This is a genomic window from Candidatus Thiodiazotropha sp. AKAK3 (genome assembly GCF_058244645.1).
Window position 1 is genome coordinate 51,012 of the sequence record NZ_JBSYOQ010000046.1, and the last position, 15,397, is coordinate 66,408.

Here is a 15,397-nt window from a genome sequence, read left to right on the forward strand (position 1 = left end):
TAAGGCATGGCTCAGCCGCACCAATCTATCCGATTGAAGATATAGGCCGTCGGGAAACTCTGTTCCATTTTTTTAAGCCAGCCTGATGCGTCAGGGCAGCACCCTGTGTCCAGGACACTCCTAATATTTATTGTTATCGACATGAATTAGACAATATCTATACAACTGACAGAAAAACCATGACCATCTCCCGTAAATTTAAAAGGTTACTCATACTGCTAACCCTGATTCTGATCCCCGCTGCGCCTATTTATGGCATGACGCCGGATCAGAACATAGAACAAGCAGTTGAACTGCTGAAAACCAAGCGGTTTGAACAAAAGTATCAGGCCATAGATCTGCTGGCTGGTTCTGCAGAACCTCAGGCTCAGGTCATTCTAAAAGCGCTGTTGGAACGTCGTCTCTATAAGCTGAAAAAAGACCAGCAGATAGTCATCGCAGAAAAACAGGGAAAAGAGTATTTCATTCAACATGCTGTCACAGAGGAGCCCCTTGGCAAGGTTAAAAAACGCGCCATTAAGAAAATCTCCGTAAATAACAGAATGCGCACAAAGATCCGTGGTGCGCTGGCAAGTTTCGATCTGAAGAGCCCGGATAGAGAGAAGCGGCTTGCCGCTGTTAAACAGATCCTGGATCAGGCTGATATCCAAAAGGCAGAGTTCGTGCGCCCACTGCTGAAAAAGGAGCAGGATGCTGATATCCGCGAAGCGATGTCCATTATTATCGCCCTCTCAGATCTTACTGAAGGTAACCCTCAACAGCGCAACGAAGCTATCGACTTTCTCAGTGGCAATATTCATCCTTCGGTGCGGAATGCATTGAATCGTCTCCAGCAACAGACCGAGGATGAAGCACTGACCAGCAGTATTAAGCTGGCACTGGACAGTATCGATGCCAAACTTCAGTTCTACAGTGTTATCGAAAACCTCTTTTTCGGACTCAGTCTCGGCTCTGTGCTGGTGTTGGCGGCAATTGGACTGGCTATCACTTTTGGTGTCATGGGGGTTATCAACATGGCCCATGGCGAGCTGATAATGATTGGGGCTTATACCACCTATGTGATTCAACTCTTAATGCCTGACAGTATCGGCGCAGCAACACTTATTGCCATACCTACAGCCTTTCTGGTCTCTGGCCTGGTTGGTATTGCTATTGAGAGAGGGGTGATCCGCTTTCTTTATGGCCGCTCCCTGGAGACGCTGCTGGCAACCTTTGGCATCAGCCTGATCCTGCAACAGACTGTTCGCTCGATCTTCTCCCCACTGAACCGTTCCGTTGAAACCCCCTCCTGGATGAGTGGTGCCTGGGAGATCAACAGCGCCCTCTCTCTTACCTTGAACCGGCTCTATATCATTGTCTTCTGTCTGCTGGTCTTTGCCGCACTGTTTTTTGTTTTGAAAAAAACTGCGCTCGGCTTACAGGTCAGAGCTGTATCACAAAACCGTGCCATGGCGAGAGCCATGGGAGTACGTTCTGAATGGGTCGACGCGATGACTTTTGGCCTCGGCTCAGGAGTAGCCGGTATTGCCGGTGTAGCACTGAGTCAATTGACCAACGTGGGGCCCAACCTGGGGCAGTCCTACATTATCGACAGCTTCATGGTGGTGGTGTTCGGCGGTGTTGGAAATCTTTGGGGAACACTGGTCAGCGGCATGTCGTTAGGTGTTGCCAATAAGTTTATTGAGCCTTGGTCAGGTGCCGTGCTGGCAAAAATCCTGGTACTGGTATTCATCATCCTGTTTATACAAAAAAGGCCAAAGGGACTCTTTCCTCAGAAGGGCCGGGCAGCGGAGAGTTAACGTAAGGTAATGAAATGCTGGATCAATTAATGAATCTCATCCTCACCCATTGGGTGAACCCAATAAGGCTACAAGAATTACGGATTCCAGGTTAAATCATGGCTCTATTTAACATCTTTAAGGCAGATCGCGGTGGGCTGATATTTCTTGCCCTGTTACTGTTGGTTGCGATTGTGGTGCCGATCCTCAACCTGCTCACCGAGCCAACCAATCCTATACATATCTCAACCTATACCGTGACCCTGCTGGGCAAATATCTTGCTTTTGCTCTGCTTGCCGTCGCAGTGGATCTGGTATGGGGTTATCTGGGCATACTCAGTCTTGGACATGGCGCTTTCTTCGCTCTGGGTGGATATGCCATGGGCATGTATCTGATGCGCCAGATCGGTGAGCGGGGTGTCTATGGCGATCCGTTATTACCCGATTTCATGGTCTTTCTGAACTGGGACAGTCTGCCCTGGTTCTGGCATGGTTTCGACATGTTCTGGTTCGCAATGTTGATGGTAATGGTAATACCTGGAGTATTGGCATTTGTCTTCGGCTGGCTGGCTTTCCGATCACGGGTAACCGGTGTCTATCTCTCCATTATCACCCAAGCGTTGACCTACGCACTGATGCTCGCCTTTTTCCGCAATGAGATGGGATTTGGCGGAAACAATGGACTAACTGACTTCAAGGATATCCTCGGATTCAGCCTGCAGGAGGATACAACCCGTATCGCCCTGTTTGTCACGTCCGCTTTGGCATTGGCCCTGGGTTACATCGCCTGCCGGCTGATTGTCACTTCACGCCTGGGTCGGGTTGCAGTAGCTATTCGGGATGCGGAGGACAGAACCCGTTTTACCGGTTATAAGGTAGAGCATATCAAACTGGCAGTGTTCACCTTTTCCGCTGTGCTCGCCGGGATTGCCGGTGCCCTCTATGTTCCCCAGGTAGGGATTATCAATCCTGGTGAGTTTTCACCATTGAACTCTATAGAGATTGTTATCTGGGTCGCGGTGGGTGGCCGAGCAACCCTCTACGGTGCCGCTGCTGGCGCTCTGATGGTGAATTATGGAAAAAGCTATTTCACTGCTGCACTTCCGGAAGTCTGGCTGTTTGCCCTTGGCGCACTCTTCGTTCTGGTGACGATATTCCTCCCCAAAGGGGTAATCGGCCTCTTCAAGGCCAAGGATAAAGCTTCATGAAGGCCCTCGATCAACTACGTGACTCCATGCGCCGTGACCGGGTGTTTGATTTCATGATGCAGACATCCGGTCTTGAGGTGGATATCTCCCACGGTACCATTCTCTATCTGGAAGATATCTCTGTGAGCTTTGATGGCTTCAAGGCGATCAACAACCTCAATCTCTATATCGATGCCGGAGAGCTGCGCTGCATCATTGGACCCAATGGCGCAGGCAAGACCACCATGATGGATATCATCACTGGCAAAACCCGGCCCGATACCGGCAGCGCCTTTTTCGGACAGAACATCGATCTGTTGCATCTCAGTGAACCGGAGATCGCCCAGGCAGGTATCGGACGAAAATTTCAGAAACCCACTGTATTTGAATCCCATACACTGTTCGAAAACCTGGAACTCGCGATGGCCGGTGACAAGCGTGTCTGGCCGACCCTGATTGCTCAGCTGAATCCGCAGCAAAGGGAGCATATCGAAGAGGTGCTTGAAACCATCGGCCTTCAGCAGAACCGGCATCAACTGGCCGGCTCCCTCTCCCATGGTCAGAAGCAGTGGCTGGAGATTGGCATGTTGCTGATGCAGAACCCTAAATTACTGCTGGTCGATGAACCCGTTGCAGGAATGACCCACCAGGAGATGGATCGCACTGCAGAGTTACTTACCTCCCTGGCTGGACAACATTCAGTGGTGGTAGTGGAGCATGATATGGACTTTGTGCGATCCATTGCACGTAAGGTAACCGTACTACACCAGGGCAGTGTCTTGGCTGAAGGGAGTATGAATGAAGTACAGAACGATCCCCGGGTGGTAGAGGTCTATCTCGGCGAGCAGGGGGAGGGTTGATTCCATGTTGAAGATTGAAAAACTCAATCAGTTCTATGGTGAATCTCATACCTTGTGGGATCTGGATCTGGAAGTACCACAAGGCCAGTGCACCTGCTTGATGGGTCGTAACGGGGTAGGCAAGACCACACTACTGCAATGTGTCATGGGGCTGCTGCCTATCAAATCCGGTGAAATCCGCTTCAGTGGCGAGAACATCAGTAGACTGATAACTGAGCAGAGGGCGCCGATGGGCATTGGTTATGTGCCACAAGGTCGGCAGATTTTTCCCATGCTCACTGTAGAGGAGAATCTGCGCATTGGATTGCCTGTACGTAAAACAGACAGAAATAAGGTGCCCGATTTTATCTTTGAACTCTTCCCGGTACTCAAAGAGATGCTCGATAGAAAGGGAGGAGATCTCTCAGGTGGCCAACAACAGCAGCTGGCAATCGGACGTGCCTTGGTTATCGATCCAAAACTATTGATACTCGACGAGCCAACTGAAGGAATTCAACCTAATATTGTACAAGAGATTGGTGATATCATAATCAGACTGAATCGGGAGATCGGTTTGACGGTATTACTGGTTGAACAGAAGCTTCCATTTGCCCGCAAGGTGGCTGATCGATTCTGCATACTGGATCGAGGACGTCAGGTTGCCACAGGGGAGATGGAAAATCTCAACGATGACCTGATTCGACAATACCTGACTGTTTAACGCCTTTAAGGAGCCTGATTATCATGAAGAACCTTGGCATGCTCTACCTCACACTGCTCGCCCTTTTCAGCAGCGCAGCGATGGCACATCACGGCCCATCTTCAACGGACCATTTCATTGAACACCTGTTGCTCGTGCTGGCCATCGGCTTGCCTCTCTTCTTTGGATTCAGGCATCTGCTGGCAAATAAGAAGCGGGACGAGGATCGCTAAAAACAACCGCAGCCCCGTCCATTCAGACTTGGTTCGACACTGCCAGCCAGGACAGAGAGCAAGATGCAAAGTGCATTAAGTAAAACAGCCCCTGGTTGGCAGGCTCGACTTAGACTTGGATTTCGTAGCACACCGAACAAAACCATACTGGCCGAACGCTACCGGCACGGCCCACTGTCGGTACAACGGGCCTTCTATCCTGAAGAGGATCTCTGTCATGTCTATCTACTCCATCCACCTGGTGGTGTAGTGGGTGGTGACACCCTGGATATTCATGTCGATGTAGCAGACAACGCCAATGCCCTGATCACCACCCCTGGTGCTGGCAAGTTCTACCGCTCCTGCGGCCCGACTGCTCAGCAACAGCAACACCTCAATGTCTCAGGCGGGTCACTTGAGTGGTTCCCGCAGGAGAATATTCTCTTTCCTGGTGCTGAGGTGACCATCTCTACTCAGGTCAGGCTGGATAGCCAGGCACAATTTATCGGCTGGGAGATAAACTGTCTGGGTCGTCCAACAATCAACGAACGATTCGATCATGGAGAAGCGATTTTCAAATTCGCTCTATGGCGGGATGACCACCCTCTGTTGATTGAACGGATGGCAGTTCAAGGCGAAACTGGTTTGACTGGTTGTGCCGCTCTTCGGGGAGATCCGGTTGTAGCTTCCCTCTATGCCACACTGGACGATGTCACATTGATCAACAGAATCCGTACCCTGATCGATGCTGATGATAATCGGCGACTGGGTATCACTCACACCGATGGCGTGTTGATCGCCCGCTATCTCGGTGACTCTACCGAACAGGTCAGGAATCTTTTCAAACGAATTTGGAAAGATCTAAGACCCATCATACTGAACCGACCTGCCTGCGAACCGCGGGTCTGGAACACATAACCCGACAATCGAGGAGCGCAACGTGGAGCTTACTCCCAGAGAAAAAGACAAGCTGCTGCTGTTTACTGCCGGACTGCTGGCGGAGCGGCGTAAAGAGAAGGGCCTCAAACTCAACTATCCGGAAGCGATGGCCTATATCAGCTGCGCCATCCTGGAAGGTGCAAGAGAGGGGCAGACCGTTGCCCAGCTGATGGACTTCGGCCGCACCCTGTTAAGCGGCGACGATGTGATGCCAGGCATCTCTGAGATGATCCATGAGGTTCAAGTGGAAGCCACATTTCCAGATGGCACCAAGCTGGTAACCGTCCATGATCCCATCCTCCCCTCTGCCAGCAGTCAGGAGGACACTATCGTCCCAGGTGAGATCATCACCATGCCTGGAGAGCGGCAGCTGAATGAAGGGCGGGATAGGGTCACGCTCTCTGTAGCCAATACTGGAGATCGCCCGATACAGGTCGGATCCCACTACCACTTTGCCGAAACCAATCCAGCCCTCAGCTTCGACAGGGAGCAGGCAAGAGGTTACCGGCTCGATATAGCAGCCGGAACAGCGGTACGCTTCGAACCAGGTCAAACCCGGGAAGTCACCCTGGTAGCCTTTGCCGGCAAGCGAGAGGTATATGGCTTTAATGGCGCCGTCATGGGTCCACTGGAGGAGTAATATATGAGCAGCATCAGCAAAAAAGCCTATGCGGAGATGTATGGCGCTACCGTTGGAGACCGGGTTCGCCTTGGGGACAGCGAGCTCTTCATAGAAGTGGAACAAGACCATACCCAGTATGGTGACGAGGTAAAATTTGGTGGTGGTAAAGTTATCCGCGACGGCATGGGGCAGAGCCAGCTCAGCAGCGCCGAGACCGCAGATACAGTCATCACAAACGCCCTGATCCTCGATCACTGGGGGGTTGTAAAGGCCGATATTGGCATCAAGAACGGACGTATCAGTGGCATCGGCAAGGCGGGTAACCCGGATATCCAACCCGGCGTGAATATCATCATTGGTCCTGGCACCGAGGCCATTGCCGGAGAGGGCTCCATCCTCACTGCCGGTGGCATCGACTCCCATATTCACTTCATCTGCCCACAGCAAGTGGAGGATGCGCTGATGTCCGGGGTGACCACCATGCTCGGTGGCGGAACCGGACCTGCAACCGGCACCAATGCCACTACCTGCACACCTGGTCCCTGGCATATCCAACGCATGTTGCAAGCCTCTGAAGTGTTGCCGATGAATCTGGGTTATCTGGGTAAAGGTAATGCCAGTCTCCCCGCTGGCCTGAATGAGCAGATCCTGGCTGGCGCCATCGGACTTAAGCTGCATGAAGATTGGGGCACCACCCCTGCTGCTATCGATAACTGTCTCACTGTCGCCGACAACTATGATGTCCAGGTTGCGATTCATACCGACACCCTCAATGAATCCGGTTTTGTAGAGCACTCCCTGGCGGCCATGAAAGGGCGCACCATCCACACCTACCATACTGAAGGTGCTGGAGGTGGCCATGCACCGGACATCATCAAGGCCTGTGGTCACGCCCATGTTCTGCCCTCCTCGACCAATCCAACGCGACCCTACACAGTGAACACGGTGGACGAACATCTGGACATGCTGATGGTCTGTCACCATCTGGACCCCAATATCGCAGAGGATGTCGCCTTTGCAGAGTCACGAATCCGCCGCGAGACCATTGCCGCCGAAGATATCCTTCACGACCTCGGCGCCTTCTCCATGATCGCCTCGGACTCCCAGGCCATGGGGCGCGTCGGCGAGGTCATCACCCGAACCTGGCAAACTGCACATAAGATGAAGGTTCAGCGAGGCAGCCTGGAGGGAGACCCAAAACAGCACGACAATCTGCGCGCGAGAAGATATATCGCAAAATACACCATCAACCCGGCCCTGGCTCATGGCATCTCCCATGAAGTGGGCTCAGTGGCGGTGGGGAAACTGGCCGATCTGGTGCTCTGGAAACCAGCGTTCTTTGGTGTTAAACCGAGCCTGATTATTAAAGGCGGTATGATATCTGCGGCACCGATGGGAGACCCCAATGCCTCGATACCCACCCCGCAACCGGTCCACTACCGAAACATGTTCGGTGCCTTGGGCCCTGCCTGCCAGGCAACTCGCATGACCTTCATTTCACAGGCGGCAAAAGAGGCAGGCGTAGATCAGCAGTTGCAACTGAAATCGATGATCGGCACAGTCAGCCAGTGCCGCTCAGTCAACAAATCAGAGATGATTCTGAATGACTATCAACCGGAGATCGAGGTCGACCCGCAAACCTACCAGGTCAAAGCTGACGGCACTCTGTTGACCTGCGAACCGGCGGAATCACTACCATTGGCACAAAAATATTTTCTGTTCTGAATATTAGGGTGCGGCCCTGTCGCACCATGCAGATCTGAAATATTCAACCACTAGAGTGATATGCAGCTATCCTGACCAAACCAACAGCCAATGATCAAACTGACCAAAAAAATAGCCCATGGGGAGAAGATTGAAACCACCCTTACCCTGCCCCTACACAACCGAATCAAAAGCAGACTCAGGGTAAAACTCGATGACGGTCGGGATGCCGGTCTCTTCCTGCCCCGGGGCACAACCCTCAAGGAGGGGGAGTTGCTGACCTCTGAATCTGGCGTTGTGATCCGTATCAAAGCGGCGCAGGAGACCCTCTCCATAGTAGAGTGCACTGACCCCCATCTATTGTCGCGTGCCTGTTACCACCTGGGAAACCGTCATGTCTCCATGCAGATCGAGCCGGGGCGTATCAGCTATCCACATGACCATGTTCTGGATGAGATGCTGGCGGGTTTGGGACTTGAGGTTGTAGTCGCAGAAGCCCCCTTCGAACCGGAACCCGGCGCCTACGGTGGAAGCGCCGAACAGGGGCGTCACCACCACGGCCATAGCCATGACCACAGTCACTGATAACAGACTTGCCAAATTGCGCCTGTTACACCTGGTCAGCCCCACACTGCCCCTGGGAAGCTTCGCCTACTCCCAAGGTCTGGAGTGGGCAGTAGAGGATGGCTGGGTAACGAATGAAGAGACGCTGCGTCAATGGATCGAAAACCTGCTACTGACCAGCCAGACCCATCTCGATATACCGCTACTGAGCAGACTCTACCAGGCTTGCGCCACACCAGATCAGGATAGTTTCGCCTACTGGAGTCGCTATCTGATTGCCAGCCGTGAGACCCGTGAGCTGCGTGAAGAGGAGCGCAACCGGGCCAGAGCATTAACGGCTCTGCTACCGGAATGGGGCATCCCCCTCGCGGATGCGTGGCTACCACACTTAAAGAGCAACCAGATTTCTGGCTATGCCTATGTGGCCAATGCCTGGGGAATCGAATTGATTGAGGCTGCTGAAGGATATCTTTGGAGCTGGCTGGAGAATATGACGCTGTCCGGGGTAAAGATCATCCCCCTTGGACAGATGGCAGGACAGAGAATTCTACATCAACTGATTAAACTGATCCCATCACAGGTGCAGATTGGACTCTCAGTGAATGATGAAGATATCGGTCTCTCTGCTCCGGCTCAGACAATTGCCAGCTGTCTGCATGAAACCCAATACACCCGAATTTACAGATCTTGAGAGAACAACAGATGAGCCAAACCTCCCCCCTGAGAGTCGGCGTCGGCGGCCCCGTCGGTTCAGGTAAAACAGCCCTGCTTGATGCCTTGTGTAAAGCGATGCGTGATAACTATCAACTGGCAGTGGTGACCAATGATATCTACACCCAGGAAGATGCAAAATTTCTAATGCGTAGCCAGGCCCTGGATGAGAGTCGCATCATTGGCGTTGAGACGGGGGGTTGCCCCCACACTGCGATCCGGGAGGACGCCTCGATGAACCTCGCAGCTGTGGAGGATCTATGTGAGCGTCATACCGACCTCGACCTGGTGTTTATCGAAAGCGGCGGAGACAATCTCAGTGCCACCTTCAGCCCAGAACTTGCGGATCTGACAATCTATGTACTCGATGTGGCCGAAGGTGAAAAGATGCCACGCAAAGGCGGTCCGGGCATTACCCGCTCAGACCTTCTTATTATCAATAAAATTGATCTTGCACCTTATGTCGGTGCATCCCTGGAAGTGATGAAAGAGGACACCTTACGCATGCGTAAAGAACGTCCATTCGTCTTTACCAACATGAAAACAGGGGAAGGGCTGCAAGATATTATCGACTTCATAGAACATCAAGGCATGCTCAATACTTAGTTGGCAATCATTTTCCTGCAAGCACATAACGAATCCCTTCCAGAATTACAATTGAGGATGTTTGATGGGGGAATATAAACCGCAACTCACCCTTCGGTGTAATCAGATAGGTTGTTGCGGAGTGGTTGACCGCATAACCAAATGCAGACCCCTCAAGTTTAACTTCTGAGTATTGCACGCCATAGCGCTTAGCCACCTTTGCAATCTCAGTCTCACTGCCGGTTACACCCAGCAGATTGGGGTGGAAGTAGCTGACATAGTCGTCAAGAACCTGAAAACTGTCCCGCTTGGGATCGACACTGACAAACACCCCCTGGACAGATTTCAACTCATCTACACTGAGTTCATTCAATGCCTGGGATAATATCGAGAGAGAGGTCGGACAGACATCAGGACATTTGGTATAGCCAAAGTAGATCAATACCACCTTGCCTCTCAATTGCTTCAATGAGAATTCACCCTGACTCGATTGCAGGGTGAAATCACCGCCCAATTGATCGCCACTAAGTTCAAGCACCTCATCTTGTTGAGTTATTTCACTTGATAGGGTTGAAGAAACAGAGATGTACAGAGCGAATAAGATCAGGAAGTTTCGGAACATATTGCCTCATTGGCTATTTTTTTGTTGAATATCAATTACTTAATAACACTTCTATCAAAACACCAATGCAAAAAAACCTTAATTAAATTTGCTTTAATATTTTCTGCATCAAGTCATAGTACGATATTACCCATCGCGCAAGAGAGCCCATTACTATCATTCCTGATGCAGATCATTTTGAGGTGGCGTTCAAATTCATAATATTAATATTATTAAAATAGGGGTTTAATTCCTTATGCAGCATACAACCCCAAAAAATTAGCTACTATATATCCTACCAAAGTACATAGTCATTGCAGGGATGCCCATGACATCACTTGAAAATAATGAAGAGGCCTGCTTTGCGTAAGCTACACTCAGTCCAACTATTGATACTCGCCCTGCTTCCCTTCGCCAGCCAAGCACTGGAGCTCTCCTGGGTAGGTTGCGGCATAACCCGCAACGCCTTTATGTCTGATCTTGCCGCTGCTTATCAGCAGGAATCCGGTGTCAATATCACTATCGCCGGGGGGGGTGCCACCAAAGGAATCCGCGCCATAACGAGCAAGCAGGCGGATATCGGCGGGGCATGCCGTTTTACCTTGAATAAGAGCCGTGAGGAGGCTGGCGCCACTATGGTTCCTGTTGCCTGGGACGCACTGGTGGTTGTGGTGCATAAATCCAATCCCATCGAATCGATCAGCCTGCCGCAACTACGCAGTCTCTATCAGGGCAAGATCAAAAACTGGTCGCAACTGGGAGGTAAAAATCAGCCATTGGAACTGCTGATCCGTGAAGGAAACATCTCAGGAGTAGGTTACACCCTGCGCAAACACCTGTTCGAAAACCCCAAAGCCGTGTTCAAGAGTAAGCATCTCTTCCCCTCTTCAGGCCCTCTGGAGAAGACCGTGGAAGTGAATCCCAATGCCATTGCTGTCACCGGTATCGCAAGTGCCCACAAACGGGATCTCAAGATTATCAAGCTGGAGGGTAGGAATCCAAGCTTTGAGAATATCCGTACCGGTAACTATCTGCTCTATCGACCACTCTATCTCGTACTCAGCAAGAATGCCCCCAACAGCAAGGAGTCTGACCGCTTCATTCAGTTTGCCCTGGGCCCTCAGGGCCGGGAGATTATCCGTAATAATCAGGTAGTACCTTACTTCGATGGCATGCTGCTGCTGCAAAAGAGATTTGATGATTGGAAGCGCTTTATCCGGGAATCCCTGGCGAAAAAGTAAGCCAACGACAGGCTACTATCCTCAATACCGTTAAACAGAAGTGCGATGGTGTTGGTTCACACCCTACACTGGTTGGAAAAACGTTGTCGGATAGACAACATAACCAACCTGAAATTTCCATAGCACTAACCGTTAGTTACTGTAATTACAGACCATTTCAATTTTACCTTTGATTGGCACCAAGATTGCTATTTGGCATAAATTACTTTTTTTATGGAGTTAAATCATGCCACTGCAGCAATTCAATGAAGACGGTCTGCTTTTCAATACAAACTTCCTCGACCAGACCTCCACCTCAGGGCTCTATGCCTATCGTGGCGAACTGGTATTGGTCAAGGGTGAAGTCGCCGACGATAAAGGCCATACCAAGCCACCTGTTGATGTGATGCGTGGCGCCATCCTTCTGGGCGATGAAAAAATTAAATTATTGATTGGCGCAATCGACGATGTTGCTTCACTGAATACCCTGGTCGAAAAATACAAAGCAGACTTTTCTCCAGAGATGAAGGCACTGCTCTATGTGGTCAATATCGAAGACCCTGCTCAGGTTGAGATTGAGGGTATTACCTTTGTGCTGATCCCCATGACTCAGGGTGTACCCTGGAATGAAACCATTGATGAATTGGGCCTTGAAAAGAGTGATTTCAAAGGTCAATCCTCAGCGGACAAGCTGGTCACCCTGCTGGATGAGATGCAGAGCTACAAACCTAAGTATTCGCTAACCCCTTTCGATGATGTGCTGGCAAAGGCTACAGATGTTAAACGAGAGGGTTGGGGGGCAATCTGAACCCATCTCGACTTGCCAGGGAAGGCGAGTAACCTGATCATTTCAAGACACAGATTCAATAAACCACTACACCTTGAATCCTGAATTTGTCTTTTCGCTCTTTTTACTCGAGAATCCTTATTCACCACTGTGCCCAATCGCCACAGATGCCAAACAGAGCCGTCAACTGAATAGATTCCGTGCCAAACCGTAGACTCTCCATCGCCCCTATGCTCGACTGGACCGATAGGTACTGTCGCTTTTTCCTGCGACTGATATCCCGTCATGTTCTCCTATACACAGAGATGGTGACTACCGGTGCAATTTTACATGGCCATCGCGCACGATTTCTTGATTTCGATCCCAGCGAACACCCGGTGGCCCTGCAACTCGGCGGCAGTGAACCGGACGCACTGGCCCAATCTGCAAAACTGGGAGAGGAGTGGGGCTATGACGAGATCAATCTGAATGTGGGCTGCCCCTCAGACAAAGTACAATCAGGCCGCTTTGGCGCCTGCCTGATGCTGACCCCGGAGCTGGTTGCGGATTGCGTCAAGGCAATGTGTGATCGTGTTGCTATTGATGTCACGGTAAAACATCGTATTGGTGTCGATGATCATGACAGCTATCAAGCGCTCTGTGATTTTGTTGGTAAGGTCTCTGAAGCAGGCTGTAAAACCTTTATCGTGCATGCCCGCAAAGCCTGGCTTCAGGGCTTGAGTCCCAAGGAGAACAGGGAGATCCCTCCTCTCTCTTATGAGACGGTTCATCGACTCAAGCAGGATTTTCTCAATCTTGAAATCATTATCAATGGTGGTATCACCTCTCTTGAGCAGGTGCAGCACAATCTCAACCATGTTGATGGTGTGATGATCGGTAGAGAGGCTTATCAGAACCCCTGGATTCTGGCCCAGGCCGATGCGTTGGTTTTTGGTTCTGAAGGAGATCTGCAGAGCCGCCACCAGATCATCGAAGCTTTGATCCCTTTTGTCGATAGAGAGCTATCTGCAGGCACCCCGATCAACCGTATCACCCGCCATATATTGGGCCTGTTCCAGGGCCTGCCTGGAGCAAGAAAGTGGCGCAGAATGTTGAGTGAAGAGGCCCACAAACCGGGCAGTGACAGTGACTTGATTTATCGTGCTGCAGCCCAGGTTACCGAGCAATAGGTCGGTGTGAAGCCAAGGATTCTCTGAATAATTCCGCCATTAAGGAGCCTGGTGCGGCAGGGCCGCACCCTACGACAGAAGCTGGTTTTTCTGTTAGATCCGACTAAGAATCAACCCGCCAAACCGGCTCAATCCTTTTTACCAGCTGCCACCCGCAGGCGCAGCGCATTCAACTTGATGAACCCTTCCGCATCCTGCTGATTGTAGGCACCCTCATCATCTTCGAAAGTGGCAATCGACTCGTCGAAGAGGCTGTTTGTATCGGACTTGCGTCCAACGATATTGACGTTGCCTTTATAGAGCTTCAGGCGCACTACACCGTTCACAACAGACTGAGTTTTATCGATGGCCGCCTGTAACATCTCCCGCTCAGGAGCAAACCAGTAACCGTTGTAGATCAGTTTTGCATATCGAGGCATCAACTCATCCTTCATATGCGCCGCTTCACGATCCAGAGTCAAAGACTCCATAGCCCGATGGGCTTTGAGCAGAATGGTGCCACCAGGGGTCTCATAGCAACCACGGGACTTCATACCCACGTAGCGATTTTCGACGATATCAGCCCGGCCAATACCATTCGCACCACCCAGTTTATTGAGTTTCAGCAGTAGTGCGGCTGGGGAGAGTTTCTCACCATCGATAGAGACCGGATCACCATTTTCAAAACCGATTTCGATGGTGGTTGCCTGATTCGGTGCATCCTCTGGAGAGACCGACCAACGCCACATCTCATTCCCAGGTTCTGTCCAGGGATCTTCCAGGTCGTAACCTTCATAGGAGATGTGCAGTAGATTGGCATCCATCGAGTAGGGGGATTTTTTACCCTCACGTTTCATTTCGATGGAGATGCCATGCTCCTCAGCATAGGCCAGCAGCTTTTCACGAGAGTTCAGATCCCACTCACGCCAGGGGGCGATAATCTTGATATCCGGTCTTAGGGCGTAAGCACCCAGTTCAAAACGAACCTGGTCATTACCCTTGCCGGTGGCCCCATGGGAAATAGCATCAGCACCAGTCTCATTGGCGATTTCAATCAACCGTTTAGCGATAAGTGGACGGGCAATGGATGTACCGAGAAGATATTCACCCTCATAGATGGCATTGGCTCGAAACATAGGGAAGACGTAGTCGCGCACGAACTCTTCAGTCAGATCTTCAATATAGATCTCTTTGATGCCTGCCGCTTCGGCCTTGGCACGCACCGGCTCCACCTCTTCACCCTGGCCGATATCTGCAGTGAAAGTCACCACTTCACACTGATACTCATCCTGCAGCCATTTAACGATAATCGAGGTATCTAGACCGCCGGAGTAGGCCAGCACTACTTTTTTTACACCCTCTTTGGACATCCGCAACTCTCCCACATAAGAAGCCTGGAAAACCGACCATTATAGACGATATTGCGGCAGATGATATGATCTTGAGGGGTTCAATTCCATAGCTCTTGAAACCCCGGTAGCGGATTGAAAGCCCTCCTCAGGGCAGAGCCATAAAAACTGTCCGCCACCAAGCTCCCCGCCATTTTGCAGCGCTAGAAAACCAAGCCGTCATTGTTGCACCACCGATCTGGGAGAAAGTTTCAGAGTATGAGTCAAGGCCTGATGCGCCTCAGCCAGGTCACCACGGCTCTCCAATATCATCGCAAGCCACTCATAGGCTTTCACAAAATGGTGGTTCTTCTGCTTGGGCATAATCACCTTGATAGTAGGCAACCTTACCTAAGACAAACCTTGCCCAGTGAAAATCAAGTATTGCAAGCAGATCACTATAGATAGAGAA

At 51.0% G+C, this 15,397-nt stretch carries 17 protein-coding genes; 14 read left to right on the forward strand and 3 right to left on the reverse strand.

All coding sequences use genetic code 11. The features are described from left to right. Positions 1-179: 179 nt before the first annotated feature. From urtB to ureG, 11 genes are all read left to right on the forward strand, one after another. Positions 180-1,799 carry an urea ABC transporter permease subunit UrtB gene (gene urtB, locus AC4IE7_RS09145; RefSeq protein ID WP_490776522.1) on the forward strand — a complete coding sequence of 540 codons (1,620 nt, stop codon included), beginning with the start codon at positions 180-182 and terminating at the stop codon, positions 1,797-1,799. A 98-nt stretch (positions 1,800-1,897) separates the two neighbouring features. Then, positions 1,898-2,986 (forward strand): urea ABC transporter permease subunit UrtC, encoded by a 1,089-nt coding sequence (gene urtC / locus AC4IE7_RS09150; protein ID WP_490776523.1) that lies wholly within the window; start codon positions 1,898-1,900, stop codon positions 2,984-2,986. Beyond that, complete coding sequence (gene urtD / locus AC4IE7_RS09155) at positions 2,983-3,825, forward strand: urea ABC transporter ATP-binding protein UrtD (protein WP_490776524.1); 843 nt, start codon at positions 2,983-2,985, stop codon at positions 3,823-3,825. The genes urtC and urtD overlap by 4 nt, the downstream gene beginning before the upstream one ends. A 4-nt stretch (positions 3,826-3,829) precedes the next feature. Further along, positions 3,830-4,525 carry an urea ABC transporter ATP-binding subunit UrtE gene (gene urtE, locus AC4IE7_RS09160; protein WP_490776525.1) on the forward strand — a complete coding sequence of 232 codons (696 nt, stop codon included), beginning with the start codon at positions 3,830-3,832 and terminating at the stop codon, positions 4,523-4,525. A gap of 23 nt (positions 4,526-4,548) precedes the next feature. After that, the gene (locus tag AC4IE7_RS09165; protein ID WP_490776526.1) at positions 4,549-4,737 is read left to right on the forward strand and encodes a hypothetical protein; all 189 of its coding nucleotides are present in this window, start codon (positions 4,549-4,551) and stop codon (positions 4,735-4,737) included. A 63-nt stretch (positions 4,738-4,800) separates the two neighbouring features. Continuing rightward, positions 4,801-5,634, forward strand: coding sequence for an urease accessory protein UreD (locus AC4IE7_RS09170; protein ID WP_490776527.1), 834 nt, complete (start codon positions 4,801-4,803; stop codon positions 5,632-5,634). Between the two features lie 22 nt (positions 5,635-5,656). Next, on the forward strand, positions 5,657-6,295 hold the full coding sequence (gene ureA, locus AC4IE7_RS09175) for an urease subunit gamma (RefSeq protein ID WP_490776528.1): 639 nt from the start codon (positions 5,657-5,659) through the stop codon (positions 6,293-6,295). Between the two features lie 3 nt (positions 6,296-6,298). Then, positions 6,299-8,002, forward strand: coding sequence for an urease subunit alpha (gene ureC / locus AC4IE7_RS09180; protein WP_490776529.1), 1,704 nt, complete (start codon positions 6,299-6,301; stop codon positions 8,000-8,002). A 90-nt stretch (positions 8,003-8,092) separates the two neighbouring features. Then, positions 8,093-8,566, forward strand: a complete 474-nt coding sequence (gene ureE, locus AC4IE7_RS09185) for an urease accessory protein UreE (RefSeq protein WP_490776530.1) — start codon at positions 8,093-8,095, stop codon at positions 8,564-8,566. Next, complete coding sequence (locus AC4IE7_RS09190) at positions 8,550-9,236, forward strand: urease accessory protein UreF (protein ID WP_490776531.1); 687 nt, start codon at positions 8,550-8,552, stop codon at positions 9,234-9,236. Before ureE ends, AC4IE7_RS09190 begins: the two co-directional genes overlap by 17 nt. A gap of 11 nt (positions 9,237-9,247) precedes the next feature. Then, on the forward strand, positions 9,248-9,862 hold the full coding sequence (gene ureG, locus AC4IE7_RS09195; protein WP_490776532.1) for an urease accessory protein UreG: 615 nt from the start codon (positions 9,248-9,250) through the stop codon (positions 9,860-9,862). Positions 9,863-9,869: 7 nt separating this feature from the next. On the opposite strand, the gene AC4IE7_RS09200 is transcribed toward ureG, so the two are convergent. Continuing rightward, complete coding sequence (locus AC4IE7_RS09200) at positions 9,870-10,463, reverse strand: SCO family protein (protein ID WP_490776533.1); 594 nt, start codon at positions 10,461-10,463, stop codon at positions 9,870-9,872. 341 nt (positions 10,464-10,804) lie between these two features. Here AC4IE7_RS09200 and AC4IE7_RS09205 point away from each other — a divergent pair, with 341 nt between their 5' ends. The 3 genes from AC4IE7_RS09205 (at position 10,805) to dusA (ending at position 13,618) form a co-directional block, all read left to right on the forward strand. After that, a complete protein-coding gene (locus tag AC4IE7_RS09205; protein ID WP_490776534.1) occupies positions 10,805-11,683 on the forward strand; it encodes a phosphate ABC transporter substrate-binding protein in 879 nt (292 codons plus the stop codon). A gap of 226 nt (positions 11,684-11,909) precedes the next feature. After that, entirely contained in the window at positions 11,910-12,470 is a 561-nt protein-coding gene (locus AC4IE7_RS09210) for a hypothetical protein (protein ID WP_490776535.1), read from the forward strand. A 179-nt stretch (positions 12,471-12,649) separates the two neighbouring features. Continuing rightward, positions 12,650-13,618 carry a tRNA dihydrouridine(20/20a) synthase DusA gene (gene dusA / locus AC4IE7_RS09215; protein WP_490776536.1) on the forward strand — a complete coding sequence of 323 codons (969 nt, stop codon included), beginning with the start codon at positions 12,650-12,652 and terminating at the stop codon, positions 13,616-13,618. Positions 13,619-13,746: 128 nt separating this feature from the next. On the opposite strand, the gene AC4IE7_RS09220 is transcribed toward dusA, so the two are convergent. Together AC4IE7_RS09220 and AC4IE7_RS09225 are read right to left on the reverse strand one after the other, a co-directional pair. After that, on the reverse strand, positions 13,747-14,967 hold the full coding sequence (locus AC4IE7_RS09220) for an argininosuccinate synthase (RefSeq protein ID WP_490776537.1): 1,221 nt from the start codon (positions 14,965-14,967) through the stop codon (positions 13,747-13,749). A 198-nt stretch (positions 14,968-15,165) separates the two neighbouring features. After that, a complete protein-coding gene (locus tag AC4IE7_RS09225; RefSeq protein WP_490776538.1) occupies positions 15,166-15,309 on the reverse strand; it encodes a tetratricopeptide repeat protein in 144 nt (47 codons plus the stop codon). Between the last annotated feature and the right edge of the window lie 88 nt (positions 15,310-15,397).